This is a genomic window from Acinetobacter sp. FDAARGOS_515 (assembly GCF_003938865.1).
Taxonomy (GTDB): Bacteria; Pseudomonadota; Gammaproteobacteria; order Pseudomonadales; family Moraxellaceae; genus Acinetobacter; species Acinetobacter ursingii.
In genome coordinates, this window is record NZ_RKIX01000003.1 from 2,849,582 (window position 1) to 2,864,602 (window position 15,021).

At 40.9% G+C, this 15,021-nt stretch carries 12 protein-coding genes, 2 pseudogenes and 1 other annotated feature; of the genes and pseudogenes, 3 read left to right on the forward strand and 11 right to left on the reverse strand.

Going from position 1 to position 15,021, the window contains the following annotated elements; all coding sequences use genetic code 11:
- The first annotated feature begins 243 nt into the window (after positions 1–243).
- Positions 244–1,395, forward strand: coding sequence for a Fic family protein (locus EGS47_RS15290; protein WP_119687018.1), 1,152 nt, complete (start codon positions 244–246; stop codon positions 1,393–1,395).
- A gap of 151 nt (positions 1,396–1,546) precedes the next feature.
- Here EGS47_RS15290 and EGS47_RS15295 read toward each other — a convergent pair whose 3' ends face one another.
- The gene (locus EGS47_RS15295; protein ID WP_049174178.1) at positions 1,547–1,810 is read right to left on the reverse strand and encodes a hypothetical protein; all 264 of its coding nucleotides are present in this window, start codon (positions 1,808–1,810) and stop codon (positions 1,547–1,549) included.
- A gap of 67 nt (positions 1,811–1,877) precedes the next feature.
- Positions 1,878–3,092: a 4-hydroxybenzoate 3-monooxygenase gene (pobA, locus tag EGS47_RS15300; RefSeq protein WP_119687007.1), complete on the reverse strand. Its 1,215-nt coding sequence runs from the start codon at positions 3,090–3,092 to the stop codon at positions 1,878–1,880.
- A gap of 140 nt (positions 3,093–3,232) precedes the next feature.
- Here pobA and pobR point away from each other — a divergent pair, with 140 nt between their 5' ends.
- On the forward strand, positions 3,233–4,048 hold the full coding sequence (gene pobR, locus EGS47_RS15305) for an IclR family transcriptional regulator PobR (RefSeq protein ID WP_119687006.1): 816 nt from the start codon (positions 3,233–3,235) through the stop codon (positions 4,046–4,048).
- A 43-nt stretch (positions 4,049–4,091) separates the two neighbouring features.
- Here pobR and EGS47_RS15310 read toward each other — a convergent pair whose 3' ends face one another.
- The 3 genes and pseudogenes from EGS47_RS15310 to EGS47_RS15320 all read right to left on the reverse strand — a co-directional run.
- Entirely contained in the window at positions 4,092–6,521 is a 2,430-nt protein-coding gene (locus EGS47_RS15310) for a glucose/quinate/shikimate family membrane-bound PQQ-dependent dehydrogenase (protein ID WP_125269765.1), read from the reverse strand.
- Positions 6,522–6,701: 180 nt separating this feature from the next.
- A complete protein-coding gene (locus EGS47_RS15315) occupies positions 6,702–8,021 on the reverse strand; it encodes a carbohydrate porin (protein ID WP_049174173.1) in 1,320 nt (439 codons plus the stop codon).
- Between the two features lie 61 nt (positions 8,022–8,082).
- A pseudogene (locus EGS47_RS15320) lies at positions 8,083–8,706 on the reverse strand (3-dehydroshikimate dehydratase); the annotation flags it as partial.
- A 34-nt stretch (positions 8,707–8,740) separates the two neighbouring features.
- On the opposite strand from EGS47_RS15320, the gene EGS47_RS15330 reads away from it, so the two are divergent.
- A protein-coding gene (locus tag EGS47_RS15330) for an IS3 family transposase (protein WP_125269079.1) occupies positions 8,741–9,960 on the forward strand; the annotation gives its coding sequence in 2 pieces (ribosomal slippage) (positions 8,741–9,017 and positions 9,017–9,960; 1,221 coding nt in all).
- Positions 9,016–9,132, forward strand: a sequence feature (AL1L pseudoknot). (Overlaps the previous gene by 117 nt.)
- A 13-nt stretch (positions 9,961–9,973) precedes the next feature.
- Here EGS47_RS15330 and EGS47_RS15335 read toward each other — a convergent pair.
- From EGS47_RS15335 to EGS47_RS15360, 6 genes and pseudogenes are all read right to left on the reverse strand, one after another.
- A pseudogene (locus tag EGS47_RS15335) lies at positions 9,974–10,855 on the reverse strand (right-handed parallel beta-helix repeat-containing protein); the annotation flags it as partial.
- A gap of 18 nt (positions 10,856–10,873) precedes the next feature.
- A complete protein-coding gene (gene aroD / locus EGS47_RS15340; RefSeq protein ID WP_119686228.1) occupies positions 10,874–11,743 on the reverse strand; it encodes a type I 3-dehydroquinate dehydratase in 870 nt (289 codons plus the stop codon).
- A gap of 59 nt (positions 11,744–11,802) precedes the next feature.
- Positions 11,803–12,432 (reverse strand): protocatechuate 3,4-dioxygenase subunit alpha, encoded by a 630-nt coding sequence (pcaG, locus tag EGS47_RS15345; RefSeq protein ID WP_119686229.1) that lies wholly within the window; start codon positions 12,430–12,432, stop codon positions 11,803–11,805.
- A gap of 17 nt (positions 12,433–12,449) precedes the next feature.
- Complete coding sequence (gene pcaH / locus EGS47_RS15350) at positions 12,450–13,175, reverse strand: protocatechuate 3,4-dioxygenase subunit beta (RefSeq protein WP_119686230.1); 726 nt, start codon at positions 13,173–13,175, stop codon at positions 12,450–12,452.
- A gap of 36 nt (positions 13,176–13,211) precedes the next feature.
- Positions 13,212–13,616: a 4-carboxymuconolactone decarboxylase gene (gene pcaC / locus EGS47_RS15355; RefSeq protein ID WP_119686231.1), complete on the reverse strand. Its 405-nt coding sequence runs from the start codon at positions 13,614–13,616 to the stop codon at positions 13,212–13,214.
- 15 nt (positions 13,617–13,631) lie between these two features.
- Entirely contained in the window at positions 13,632–14,987 is a 1,356-nt protein-coding gene (locus tag EGS47_RS15360) for an MFS transporter (RefSeq protein WP_125269766.1), read from the reverse strand.
- Positions 14,988–15,021 lie beyond the last annotated feature (34 nt).

Here is a 15,021-nt window from a genome sequence, read left to right on the forward strand (position 1 = left end):
ATTAGACCTTAACATAAAAATCTAAATTACAAGGTGAGCCAAATACCAGTCATTATCAGCTTGTTTCATGAGCCGAATAATTATTCTATTTAAATCAATATATGAGCCGATTTAAAACGTATTTAGCTTATGACGGATTTCCAGAATCTATGTTTCATCAGAATGAGCCGAATAATTTGAATAAATAGCTCACATTTTGAGCCGAATAAAAGCTATAATCAGCTCATGGAATAGGGGATGTTAATGAAAAAATGGGTCTGGCAAAAAGCTAATTGGACTAAATTTAAATGGGATGACACACTCGTCACGGCCAAATTGCGCTTAATCCATAAGAAGATAGGTCAGTTGGTCGGTGAGAGCAAAGCATCACCAGATGCTGAAGCATTACCCTTAGATATACTGCTAACCAACCTTGTAGCATCCTCTTTAATTGAGGATGAAAAGTTAAATGTTCGCTCACTCAAATCTTCTTTAGCTCGTCGTCTAGGTGTAACAGAAGAAAATCCTGCGCCACTTCAGAATAAAACTGAAGGATTAGCCAATATCATGATGGATGCCGTAAATAATCATAATGCGGCATTAACTATGGAGCGCCTGTTGCAATGGCATAAATGGCTTTTTCAAAATATAGAACGCTTTGATTATGCCGCCCAGAAAATCAAAGTAGGAGAGATTCGAGATAATGCGGCTCCCATGCAAGTTGTGGGTGGTTCTCTTTATGGCACATCAACCAAGCTTTATTTTGAAGCACCAGAAGGTGGAGAACATTTACTAGGACTGATGCATGAATTCTTAGAGTGGTTTAATCATTCTAAAGATGATGTCATGCTTGATCCGTTGTTACGAGCTGCTCTTGCTCATTTTTGGTTTATAACATTACATCCATTTGAAGATGGTAATGGTCGTATCACTCGTGTCATCACAGATTTAGCATTAGCGCAAATGGATCACCAGAGTATTCGTTTGTATGCGATGTCAGTGGCAATCCACGAAAATCGTAGTAGCTATTATGAAATTCTAGAGAAGTGTCAGAATAATACCTATACGATTAATGAGTGGTTAATCTGGTTTTTAGATACGTTAGAGAGAAGTATCGACAGGTCTTTATTGAGACTGGATAGAACGATTGCCAAAGCTAAATTTTGGAATTCTTATTCGCATATTGAATTCAATGAAGCCCAAAATAAAGTTTTAAATCGTTTACTTCATGGCGAAGAGAATGATTTTCCTCATGGGATCAGTGCTTCTCAGTATCAAAAAGTGACTGGTGTAAGTAAAGCGACAGCAACACGCCATCTAGTTGAGCTTTTAGAAAATGATGTATTGTATAAACTCGAAGGTGGTGGGCGTAGTACGCGCTATATATTGAAAATAGACAAAGAAAAGTTTATTTGAGAGATTCAAAATTACTGAGCTGTGGCAACAAACAGTGTTGTACACAGTCTTGGATATTCTATTTAACATAATCAAGATTATACGAAGTTATCTAATATAAATATTTGTTTTTTAAATAGTTTTATTTTTATAATTCACAACCATTAGCAGCTTAATTTATTTCCTCTATACCTATAAGATCAATTTCCGAAATCGAATATAAATTATCGTCAACAACAATACTGCATGACATTTCCATTTTAGTGTTAAATGATATATCTATGTGTTCAACGACACCTTTAATAATTGAGCTTTTTAAATGTTCTGGATAATCAATTGGTATCTCTAGGCTATTTAAAAGTCGTTCAAATGCCAGATCTCTGAACGTAACTTCATGATTCAATAGTTCAAATGGCACTGTATCAAAATTTTTCATGATTAACTCCATATATAAAAAAAAACAATGAGAAAGTATGTTGAATACTTTCCCATATCATATTGATTTAACTTGCTTGTTTAAAATCACCAAAAGCTTTAATTTCATATGGCAAACCCACATAATTTTCAGCCAGTGTTGTTTGCCCAGCAATTGAACTTAAAATATAGCTGAGTTCTGCCTGTTTTATTTTATGGTCAAATTCACTTTCATTTTCAAAGCGATGCAACAAATGTGTCATCCACCATGAAAAACGCTCTGCTTTCCATACACGTTTCAGACATTTTTCAGAATATTCAAGAATGCCTTGATCAGAACCCTTCTGATAATATTCAATAAGTGCGCTGGATAAATATGCGATATCTGAAGCAGCCAAATTTAAACCTTTGGCACCAGTTGGCGGCACAATATGGGCAGCGTCACCCGCCAAAAATAACTGACCAAAGCGCATTGGTTCAGTTACAAAGCTTCTTAATGGTGCAATACTTTTTTCAATTGATGGTCCAGTAATCAAATGTTTACGACTTTCAGGATCAAGGCGATTTTTTAATTCGTCCCAAAACTGTTCATCTGACCAATTTTCTACATTATCTGTCAATGGAACTTGTAAATAATAGCGACTTCGAGTTTCTGAGCGCATACTACACAAAGCAAATCCACGTTCAGATTGTACATAGATTAATTCATCTGCAACTGGTGGTACGTCTGCCAAAACTCCCAACCAACCAAATGGATAAACTTTTTCAAATGTCTTTATTTGATCTTGTGGAATACTGGCGCGACATACACCATGATAGCCATCACAACCTGCAATAAAATCACATTCAATTTGATAACTTTTTCCTTGAGACTCAAAGCTAACTTTAGGTTTTTTATAAAAATCAAAAATCTGTACATGATTTGATTCATAAAATGATGTTAAACCTGCTTGCTCGCGCGCTTGCATCAGGTCTTTAGTCACTTCCGTTTGACCGTAAACTGTGACTTGTTTACCATTGGTTAATGCTGATAAATCAACACGATGCTTTTTTCCATCGGTTAAAATTTCTATGCCAGAATGCGCTAAACCTTTTTGATTTAGATTTTGATCAACCTCTGCCTGTTTCAATAAATCGACTGAAACTTGTTCCAAGATACCAGCACGAATCCGCGATGCAACATACTCAGCACTACGTTGTTCAATGATGATGTGATCAATTCCAGCTTTATAAAGTAATTGACCGAGTAATAATCCTGCTGGGCCTGAACCAATAATAGCCACATTAGTCTTCATGATTTCCATAACTTCATCCTTGCGATTTCCTTTTATTAAATTACGTGCTTATATACCTAAGCTCTATATTTCAAATGAACTAGAATCCGTATACCATGACAACTGTCCGCTATACGGACAAAACCAAGCTGTAAACTAGGAATTTTGTTATGGAAAGACAAAGTGAATTAGTTCATCACCCGCATTCAAATGAACAAATTAGAACTGAAGATTACATTGCAGGTTTAGCCAAAGGTTTGGCATTACTTGAAGCTTTTGGAATCGATCGTCAACGCTTAAATGTAACTCAAGTTGCAGAACGCACAGGTATTAGCCGAACCGCAGCGCGACGTTATCTTAAAACCTTAAAGTTTTTGGGCTATCTGGAAACCGATGAGCATTATTTTTGGCTCACTCATCGTGTACTGCGTTTTTCTAGTTCTTATTTAAGTTCTGCGCATCTTCCGAAAGTGGCTCAATCATTTTTAAACTTATTGTGCGCACAAACTACCCTCACCTTTTCTATTGTGGTGCTGGATGATCATGAAGTCGTTCCTATCGCGCGTAGTTATTTACCGCAGCAGGACAATTTACGTGTTAGTCCTTATGGGATGCATTTAGGCAATCGTTTACCTGCACATGCAACCTCTACAGGTAAAGTTTTATTGTCGACTTTAACTCTCGATGATCAGATTCAATGGATTCGACGCTATGGTTTGAAACGTTTAACCCCTTATACGATGATTGATGAATCTGTTTTTTTAAAAACACTCAAGCAGATTTCACTTTCAGATTATTGTTTATCTAAGGAAGAACATGAATTGGGGGTGATTGCCATTGCTGTCCCCATTTTGAATGCTCAAGGCAAAGCGATTGCTGCACTGAATTGTATGTCACAAACCAATCGGGTACAGGAAAGTTATTTGATTGATCAGGTATTACCTTTACTTAGAAATACCGCAAATGAACTAAGAAATATTATTTAATCAAAAAAGGGATTCTGACGAATCCCTTTTTATAAATTTTTATTTATTTATCTAAAGCATAGGCTACTACGTAGTCACCATGATCAGGAGACTGACGCGCACCACCCGCAGAAATTACAACGTATTGTTTTCCTGTTTTAGGTGAAACATAGCTCATTGGTGTGCCTTGGCTACCGACTGGTAATCGGGCTTTCCAGAGCTCTTTACCATTTGACGAATCAAAAGCACGTAAATAATAATCTTGGGTTGCGGCGAAGAAAACTAGTCCACCCTGTGTCGCCATTGGACCACCAATGGTTGGCATACCAATAGGCGCTTTCAAGCCCATTTTAATCCCCATTGGCCCAGTATCCTGAATTGTGCCCAAAGGTACTTGCCACGCTACTTGACGTGTTTTCATGTCAATTGCAGTCATGGTACCAAATGGCGGTTTTTGGCATGGAATACCCAAAGCCGACATAAAGCGGTTTTTGTTGACTTTATACGGTGTACCCGCCATAGGCACAGCACCCATACCGGTATTCACTTTTTCACCACCACTAGCTTGAATTTTGACATCTTCAGGTGTTTGTTTGATCAGTTGGATCCACAGACCTAAACGCATGTCATTGACAAACATATAACGATGCGATGGATCAAACGCAATTGAACCCCAGTTCATACCACCAAGTGAACCTGGAAAGCTCAATGAAATATCAGTACCCGGTGCAGTATATAGACCATCGTAACGCATTGATTTAAAGCTAATACGACACATCAACTGATCAAATGGTGTAGCACCCCACATGTCTGATTCAGTTAGAGTCTGATTACCAATCTGTGGCATTTCAACTGAACGTGGTTGCACTTTGCTGTATTGCTCACCTGGAATATCCGCTACTTTAACTTGCTGACTTTCAACTTTGGTCAGCGGTTGACCGGTAACACGATCAAGTACATAGAATTGACCAGACTTAGTCCCAATAACCACAGCAGGTTTGGTTGTACCATTTTTCATTGGGAAATCAACCAGACTTGGCTGCATTGGCAAGTCAAAATCCCAAAGATCATTGTGAACTGTCTGATAGACCCACTTCTCTTTACCCGTTGATGCATCAAGCGCTAAAACAGAAGTGTTGTACTTATGATCTGGTGCAGTACGATTGCCCCCCCAAACGTCTACAGATGAGCTTCCCATTGGTAAGAACACCGTATTCATTTGTGGATCATACGACATCGCAGCCCAAGAGTTTGCAGAGCTACGTTTATAAGTTTCACCTGGTTTTAATACATAGTTTGGATCTGGGTTACGTGCATCAAATGCCCAACGTAATTGCCCTGTAATGACATCATATGCACGAATAACACCACCTGGCATATCTGCGGCAACATTATCGGCAATACGGCTACCAATAACCAAAACAGAACCCGCAACGGTCGGCGCGGAGGTGACTTCAAAACGAGGGGCTTTCGTGCCATCCCCTAAACCTTGTAGCAAATCGACTGTGCCATTAACACCAAAGTCTTTACAACGTTCACCCGTATCTGCATTGACTGCAATTAAACGACCATCAGGCGTATTGGTATATACACGACGTGGACATTCGGTATTTGCTGTTACAGTTGCAACAGGCGTGGCGCCTGCCAATGTCGGTTGTAGCAATGGTTGTGTAGAATCAAAATAAGCAACACCACGGCAACGCTCCCAAGCATCCGCTTTGGAATTCACTTCAGCTTTCCAGAGTTTCTTACCTGTATCGGCATCAAGTGCAAAAATATTATTATGTGGTGTACACAAGAATACTTTATCGCCCACCTGAAGCGGTGTCGATTGATCTTCAGCACCATTTCCCGTACCCGTAGTAAAGTCACCGGTGCGAAAGCGCCAAACTTCTTTCAATTTGGACACATTATTTCGGTTGATCTGATCTAAGGCTGCAAAACGGCTGCCCCCTGCATCATTACCATAATGATCCCAATTGACCTGCTTTTTAGCTGGATCGACAGGAACAAGTGGTAACTCTTCGCCAGATGCTTTCACCGTTGGATGTGGAATAAACATGCCGTATAAACCACCGATCATGCCTAAAACCGTCAAACCACCAATAATATAAGCAGGTGCAGAAAGCGAAGTTTGATACTGATATTTACGAATAGAAGGTAAAGTCAGTAATAAAGCAGCAAATAGACCTGCGGGGAACATTAAACGCGAATGTAATGGCCAGAATTCCCATCCCGCATCAATCAACGCCCAAATCACAGTTCCAACAAAGACCAGCGCAAATAACCAAACGCCCAGTGCTTTTTTCTTAAAGATAAAAAATGCTGATGCGGTAGTGAATAAACCCGCGATCAGGAAGTACCATGAACCACCGAGGCTAATCAGTTTGCCACCGCCGATGATATAGAATAAGCCCGTAATTAATAAAGCTAGCCCAAGTATGAAACACCATATTTTCAATATGATGTGAGATTTTGCTTGAGGGTCAGACATACATCTTTCTCCACTTATCATAACAATGAAAATCTGCAAACAACCTCAGATCGTCACTGTTATGTATAAACACATTCAGCTAAAGTGGTTTTCACCGCTTTAGCTGTTCGAATAATGCTTAAATCCAACAATATCATGCTTATATTTTAATCAATATTTTTTATTAAAATCTCGATATTGTTAGAAATTTAAACGCATAGTTAAACCTGCAACCCACGCATCATCGACCTCTTTGACACCCGCAGGTTGATGGATATACTGGATATTTGGGCGTAGCATTACGGCTGGCGACCATTGGTAGGTATAATTTAGTTCAACATTGAGTTCGTCACGTTGAATTGGAATATAGTTGGTTGCAAATGCATCATATTCATAATAGCCGCGACTTTCGTTAGTTGCGATTTGACGATCACGGGCACGATCATTCACCAAATAGTTGGCTAAACCAAAACCAATCGAATCGTTTGGACGGCTATCGAAAACACCTTTGTACCAAACAGCAATTTGCTGGGTACTTTGTACCGTTGTTGTCGCTTTATCGTTGAGGACACCATTAAAGCTCAAAAATAAGCCACGTTTTGGATCATTTTCACGCTGAGTTAACTGCTGTTGTGTATTAATCCAGAAGCTGTGCTTGCCACTATGCTCTTTACCTGCTGTACCCACATCATTGGCATCTGCGGTTGAGTACAAAGCCCCTATCTTGTATTCGCCTGGCAAACCGTTAAATGCACGAAGTTTAGGTTTCCATGCTAATTCCACTGGAATGGTTGCACCTTTGACATTATTCATATCAAGATTAAAGCCATCGCTATTTGATTGGGTTTTGACATTATCAGGATTGACCTCATATACACCCAGACCCAACGTCCATTCAGGTGCAAATTGGTATTTTACATTTGCGCCCCAAAGTCCCACTGGCCAGTTGTACCAGATCGAACCAATCGATTTTCCAAGCTGCCCACCACAAAGTAAAAGATTTTGAAATTCGCATTGTGAGCTGTTGAAATCATCTGACATGCCCATACGACCAATTTTGACTTGAACGGTATTGTCATCAAAACCTTTTTTGATCCATGCCTGAGTTAAGCGCCAGATTTTTCCGCGTCCGTAAATTTCCTGACTATTCCCTAAGGCGCTTGAACGTGGATCTTTAATGCGCTCAAGTGTTAAGGCATTCCCGTCACGTTTGGTAATCATGATCGCCGCAGTCGTATCTTCCCAACCCGCAATTTTATTTAAATCAAAATTTGCACCTAAAGTAAGCTGCCCCGCATTTTCAAGGGTATTACTGTCATTGTAACCACCATCAAGATTGGTCGCAGCCTGACTCATAATCGACGCTGTAAATTTATAACCTTTGTTTTCGAGTTGCTGACGTTCACCGCCCCAATCCCCCAATAACCATTGGCGATCTTGCGACCAAAACTCATTCGCCAGTGCAATCTGACTGCTTAATACTGCTGTTGAAATCAAACCCAATTTAAAAAAATGATGCATATTCTTTCCTTTCTAATCTGGGTGTCTTCAAAGCGAAGACACCGCTTTATCCTTAATTTTGTTATTTGAGCTGAACCGCAGGACTTAATTCAGATGTTGCACCCAAATGATCCGTGACATTGGCTGTAATAGAAGGCATTACCGTTTTTGGTGTCCAGTTAGCTTTTGCAACACCTTGTGCATTTGTCATTACCACCATTGAACCCAGATATTGCTCAGCCTCAGATGAAGAAGCATTGCGATTTCCAAAAAACTCAACGTGATAACGCTGGTTTGGTGTTCCTTTAACTTCAATGCTCAACTGTTTTTTATTGAGCGTAAGTTTAGGTGCCTGAATGCCCTGATTTGGAATAGCATTACAGTTTTGTTGATTCGGCTGCGTACAGGTTTTTTGAAGTTTTGCGGGCTCAATCACCACACCGCCACCACGCGAACCGACAAAGCCCTCGTGTTCAAGTGCAGGAACGCCAAATACGATCGCACCAAGACGCTGATTCGGAACACAGGAACCACCCGCTTCACAACGTTTAATGTCTTTGCCATTGTCCCAAATCTGGTTTTTGGTCAAAGTCGTACGTGCATTGGCATCTTTTTCAGAACGGATCGCGATACCGATACGATTGCCATGTACTTTGTTGCTGTCAAAGATATTGCCATCACCTGTCAGATTGAACCGTACCGGGTTTGTCGGAGGGTCAATATTCTGAGAGACTATTCCGATGAAAAAACCAAACTATACCCCCGAAATTAGAGAAAGAGCGGTTCAATTACTAATTGAATCTGAAAAAGATTATCCTTCTACTTGGGCAGCAATCACAGCTATTGCACCTAAGATTGGTTGTACTCCTGAAACATTGCGTGTTTGGTATTTAAAGCATATGGATCAACTAAATCCTGCCAAAGTACAACAGATATCTGACCAAGAAAAAATGAAGCAAATGGAACGTGAAATTAAAGAATTAAAACGTGCCAATGAAATTCTACGTAAAGCAGCCGCTTTTTTCGCCCAGGCGGAGCTCGACCGCCCACACAAATAATGGTGGATTTTATCCATAACAATAAAGATCGATATGGTGTTGAAGCGATTTGTAGAATTTTACCGATTGCAGCTTCGACCTATTATCGGGCTTTAGATCTCGTTGATAACCCAGAACATCGAGCGAAACGTGCTCAGCATGATTTACATCATGCAGAACAAATCAAACGTATTTGGAAAGAAAGTTCAGGTCGATATGGTGTACGTAAAGTCTGGCAAAAATTGAAACGTGAAGGCTATGTTATTGCACGTTGTACAGTTGCTCGATTGATGCAGAAGCTAGATATACAAGGTGTTTGGCGTGGTAAGAACAAACAAACTACCCGCAGCCGAGATGATCAAAAACGAGCAGATGATTTAGTGAAACGGAATTTTAGTGCTGATCGACCTGACCAATTATGGGTCAGTGACTTTACGTATATTCAAACCAATTCTGGCTGGGTCTACACTGCATTTATTATTGATGTGTTCTCGCGAGCAATTGTTGGATGGAAAGTATCTACACGGATGAATACAGATATGGTGCTCGATGCATTGGAGCAAGCATTGCACGATCGAGGCATGCCAAAGAATGTAATTCATCATTCCGATAGAGGTGTTCAATATCTTTCTATTCGCTATACCAATCGTTTAGAAGCAGCAAATTTACGAGCATCAGTCGGTACGACAGGTGATTCATACGATAATGCTTTGGCTGAAACGGTGAATGGCTTATACAAAACAGAGGTGATTGAATATTTAAAAGCAGATTGGCAAGGTTTAGCGGATGTACAACTTGCGACATTAAATTGGGTAGATTGGTTCAACAAAAAGCGTGTACACAGTGCACTGGGTTATGTATCGCCTTTTGAGTTTGAAGCAATGTACTATGATAAGATTAATCCGTTAGGTCAGGTGGCCTAACTTAAATAAAAAAGTCTCCGACAAACCCGGTACGGTTCAGATTGAATCCTAATGAGTTATTGGTTAACTCGTTATACGCAATGTAGTTACGTTTGCCCCAGTTAATTTGCAAACCATCTGAATAGTTTTCAAATTTGTTTCCTACAACGGCATTGTCGTTACCCCAAAGGATTTCAATCCCTTGTGATGGCTCAGGATTGGCTTTGGTGGAAGTAAATAGATTATTGGCAATCAGGTTAAATGCTGCGCCACGTGTGAGCTCTAATCCATCACCATTGTCGATAAATTGATTGTCTAGCACTTTATTATTGTTGGTCGTGGTTGAAGTTGGATTGCCCTTTCCGTCATCTCCCGTGATCATGACACCCGCTCCGCCATAGTTATTGCTAATGCGGTTATGCTGAATCAGGTTGTTACTTGAACGGTTTACCAAAACCCCAATACAGAAGCGATGAACATCCAGACCTTTAAGAGTTACCCCATTCACGTCTTGTAGAACCAGACCGGGTAAAGTCATGGTACGAACATTGGTACCATACTGTTCAGGATTTGCCCCAGGACAAGCTTTAGCACCTTCACCTTTAATGTAGTTTGAACCATCAATGGCAATAAACTCACCTGTTTTATCCCACTCTGTCCCTATAATTTTTACAGAGGACTTGATCGGTGGTAATGGTTGATTAACTTTAATCACATAAGGGGCTTTACCCACCGCTTGAATCAGGATCTGATTTTCCTGAGCTGCGTTAGCGTTGGATTGTTCAATCGCCCAGCGCAAAGAACCTTTTTCATTGTCATCCTGATAACGATCAACGACATAAGTTTCTGCCGCTGCAAAACCAGAAGTTACCAAGCCCAGCGCCAATAAAGATAGGCGTAAAGAAGTTAATTTCATGACATGTTCCCTGTCTTGTTAAGGTGTAGGTTGAACCGTTTTAAGGAATTGTTTGAGTTGAGTGACATCAATTTGTCCCGGTGCTGAAGCCTCACCAATCATGCCAAAGCTTAAGCTACCGCCCATATTGGCAGTCGCGATACGAGAAATCGTGCCTAAACGCCCCATCGACATGGTCAAAAGTGGCTTTTTACTTTGCTCACTGACTTTTAAGGTAGCATTCATCAAGGTAAATACGTCTTGCTTGGATTTTGGCATCACTGCAATTTTTAAAATATCAGCCCCCATTTGATCCTGTTTCAGCAATCGGCTGACAATTTCCTGCTCACTTGGTGTTTTGTCAAAGTCGTGGTTTGACATCACAACCAGTACTTTTTTCTGGTGTGCAAGCTTGGTCAATTTGGCAACCGCTGCTGGATCACGGAACATCTCAATATCCAGCAATTGCATGAATGGTTTTTTCAGATATTCACTGTAGATATTTTCATAGTCTTGATCCGTTACTTGCAACTTTCCGCCTTCATTCGCAGTACGAATGGTGGCAAGTAAAGGCTTATCTTTTAAAATCTGGTTCAGTTCTTGACCTAAGGCAATCACCTGTTTGCTATCGCTTGCAAATTCAAGCAAGTCAATACGAAATTCTGCAATATCTGCATCTTTGTTGGCTGCAATCACTTTAGCTTGTGCGATTGCCTGCTCTTTGGTTTTTGCAGTAATCGGCACAATAGTTTTGACTGGTAATTCACCAATATTAAGATTTTTTACAATATAGGATGCATGTGCAGGCGCTGTCGTTGCTTCTACAGCATGAACTGATGCAAAAGGCAAAGACATGAATAATGCGCCACTGATGCAAAGTTGTTTAACGAGTTTATTGGTATTAAACATTTACGTTTCCTTGTAAACCAAGAGAACTGTACGCCAAAGACGTACAGTTGATTCCATCATTAAATATCAAAAAAGACAGTTTCATCTTCACCCTGAATTCGGATGTCAAAACGGTATACGATTTCACCATCACGCTCTTCACGTTTAGCAATCAGCGTTTGACGACGAGTCGCCCATTCAATGCTATTCAATACTGGATCTTTGGCATTGGCTTCTGCTTCATCATCAAAATAAACACGCGTGTTTAGCCCGATGTTGATGCCACGTGCAAAAATAATCAGTGCAATATGCGGCGCCTGAATGGAGCCTTTACGCCCCGGAACAGCGCCCGGCTTAATGGTATTGAAACTCCAAAAGCCTGTATTAAAATCAGCACCTGTGCGCCCCCAACCCAAAAAGTTTGGATCGGCTTGTTTGTCTTGAGAATCAGCCTGACTTGGATACACGCCGTTTGCATCTGCTTGCCAGATTTCAATTAAAACATCGCGTAGCGGTAAACCTAGACCATCAAATACCTGACCTTGCAAACGGATACGTTCACCTTGTGTATTTTCCTGCACAAGATTGTTATCCAGATTGTGTTCAAACACTTCGATATTGGCTTGTTTAGGTAAAAGACCAATATGTACGTACGGCCCACCTGTTTGAGATGGGGTTTCTTTGAGTTCCTGAAAATTCCAACCATTCATGTTATTTACTCCATCCATTAAGTTAAGTCATTTTCGAAGTAAGTCGCACGACGACCACGCAGCGTGATGTCAAAGCGATAACAACGGCTATCAGCTTCGATAAAATTGCTCTTGTCTTCCAAAGCGATTAATGCACGACGTTGTTGTTCTGAAGGAATGGTTTTCAGGATTGGACAAGAATCAATTAATGTATCGCCTTCAAAATAGAACTGTGAAATCAGACGCTGCGCCCAACCATCTGCAATTAATGAGAAGTGAATATGCGCAGGACGCCATTCATTGATACGGTTACGCCACGGATATGGACCCGGTTTAATCGTACGGAAGACGTAATAACCATTACTGTCAGTCAACATACGACCACAACCACCAAAGTTAGGGTCCATCGCACCAATGTATTGGTCATTTGGATGACGATAACGACCAGAAGCATTGGCTTGCCAGACTTCTACAAGTGCATTTTTTACAGGACGACCAAACTGGTCACGTACATAACCATGAACAATGACACGTTCACCAATTGGCAAACCATCTTTGGCATAGTTCAAAATCAAATCATTGTCTTTAGGGCCAAATTTGTCAGCACTAAAATGAGGTGCAGTGACTTCTGTCAATGTTTCCACAATTGAAATGAGCGCATTCTTAGGCGAGCGTAATACACTGGTTTTATAGCCGGGTGTATATGCTGGCGGATGGTCATCTGTATTACGCTGAGCGTAAGCTCCCCAAATAATTTGAGACATGATATCTCTCCTTTAAAAAGTAAAATCCTTGAACCGTTACTGTTGACCGTCTTGGTCTGAGCCAATCCCTAGCTCTACAAAAACTTCTTCTGCCATATGCATGGCGGCATTTGCTGCGGGTAAGCCTGCGTAAAGTGATGAATGAAGAAATAATTCCTTAAGTTCATCTTTAGTTACGCCGTTGTTGAAACAAGCGCGAATATGCATACGCAGCTCTGCTTCACGTCCTAGCGCAAGCAAAATACCCATCGTAATCAGACTGCGTGTATGACGTGGTAGACCTGGACGAGACCAGACTTCACCCCATGCATAACGGCTAATAAAATTTTGAAAATCTGAGTTGAAGTCATTCAGGTTCTCAAGTGAACGGTTGACGTGCTTTTCACCTAGAACTTCAGTGCGGACTTCAAGTCCTTGTTTATAACGTTGTTCATCATTCATTAGAGAAACCTCAGATCAAGTTGCATCCGTATGTGCAACAACAGATTTAACAAAGATTGCAACAGCGGCAGCGGCGGCAGGAATAAACAACATGCTCAGGATCATGGTAAATGACCAGTTATTACCTAACAGAACCGCACCGATCCATGCACCAAATACTGCGCCAAAACGACCAATACCTGACATCCATGCAACACCTGTCGCACGACATTGAGTTGGGTAGAAACGAGCGCTGAGTACAGGCATAGAAGATTGCGCGCCATTGACCGCAATACCAGCACACAGAATAAATAGAGCAAGTAAGGTAGGATTAGATAAGCTTTGACCTACAATTAGGGCAAAAATACCAGCAGCTAAATAAAAGCCAGCAATAATACGGTTTGGATTAAATCTATCCATTGCCCAGCCAATGAACAGCGCACTGAGTACACCACCAAATTGGAATAAACCACCGATAAATGCTGCGCGTTCAAGCGATGCACCCGTTTCACGCATGAGTGTTGGCAACCAACTGGTCAACAGGTAAATAACAACTAAACCCATGAAGTAAGTCAGCCAAAGTAAAACAGTACCTTTGACATATTTTGGTGAAAACAGCATGCCGAACACGCCTTTTTTATCACCTGCATTGGCTTTTTCTTCAGGTACATGAAATTCAGTGACGCCTTGTACTTGTTGTGGTGCAATACGTGTCAAAATCTGACGTACTTTTTCGTTATTGCCGCCTTTTACAATTAAGAAGCGATAAGATTCAGGCAGACAGAAAATCACCAGAAGCATTAAGATTAGAGGCGCCCAGCCACCTAATAAAAATAGGCTATGCCAACCATGGGCTGGAATCAGCCAGCTACTAATGAACCCCCCCATTGCCATGCCCAAGTTATAACCACAAAACATGCAGGTCACTAAAAGTGAACGCACGCGCGCTGGGCAATACTCAGAAAATAATGTGGTGGCATTTGGCATGGCTGCACCAAGCCCGATGCCTGTCAAAAAACGGAAAACCACCAAACTATCCAGATTGGTTGAATAAGCACAAGCCAGCGTAAAACCACCAAAAATCAGCATCGAAACTGACAAAACGATTTTTCGACCAAAACGGTCAGCGGTTGGGCCAGAAACCAGCGCACCGATAATCATCCCGCCCAATGCAGCACTCATCACAGGGCCAAGTTGAGAGCGATCAACACCCCAATCCTGAGCCAATGCAGGTGCAATAAAGCCCATTGCAGCAGTATCAATACCATCAACAAAAACAATGAGAAAACAAACAATTGCGATCAACCACTGATACTTACTTAAAGGAGCATCATTGATCAGTGCCTGTGCATCTAAACTCGTTTTTGAAGTAGCGTAATCCTGAGACGCCATATTTGCCTCCTAAGGCCTAAAGTCCTTTTAAATA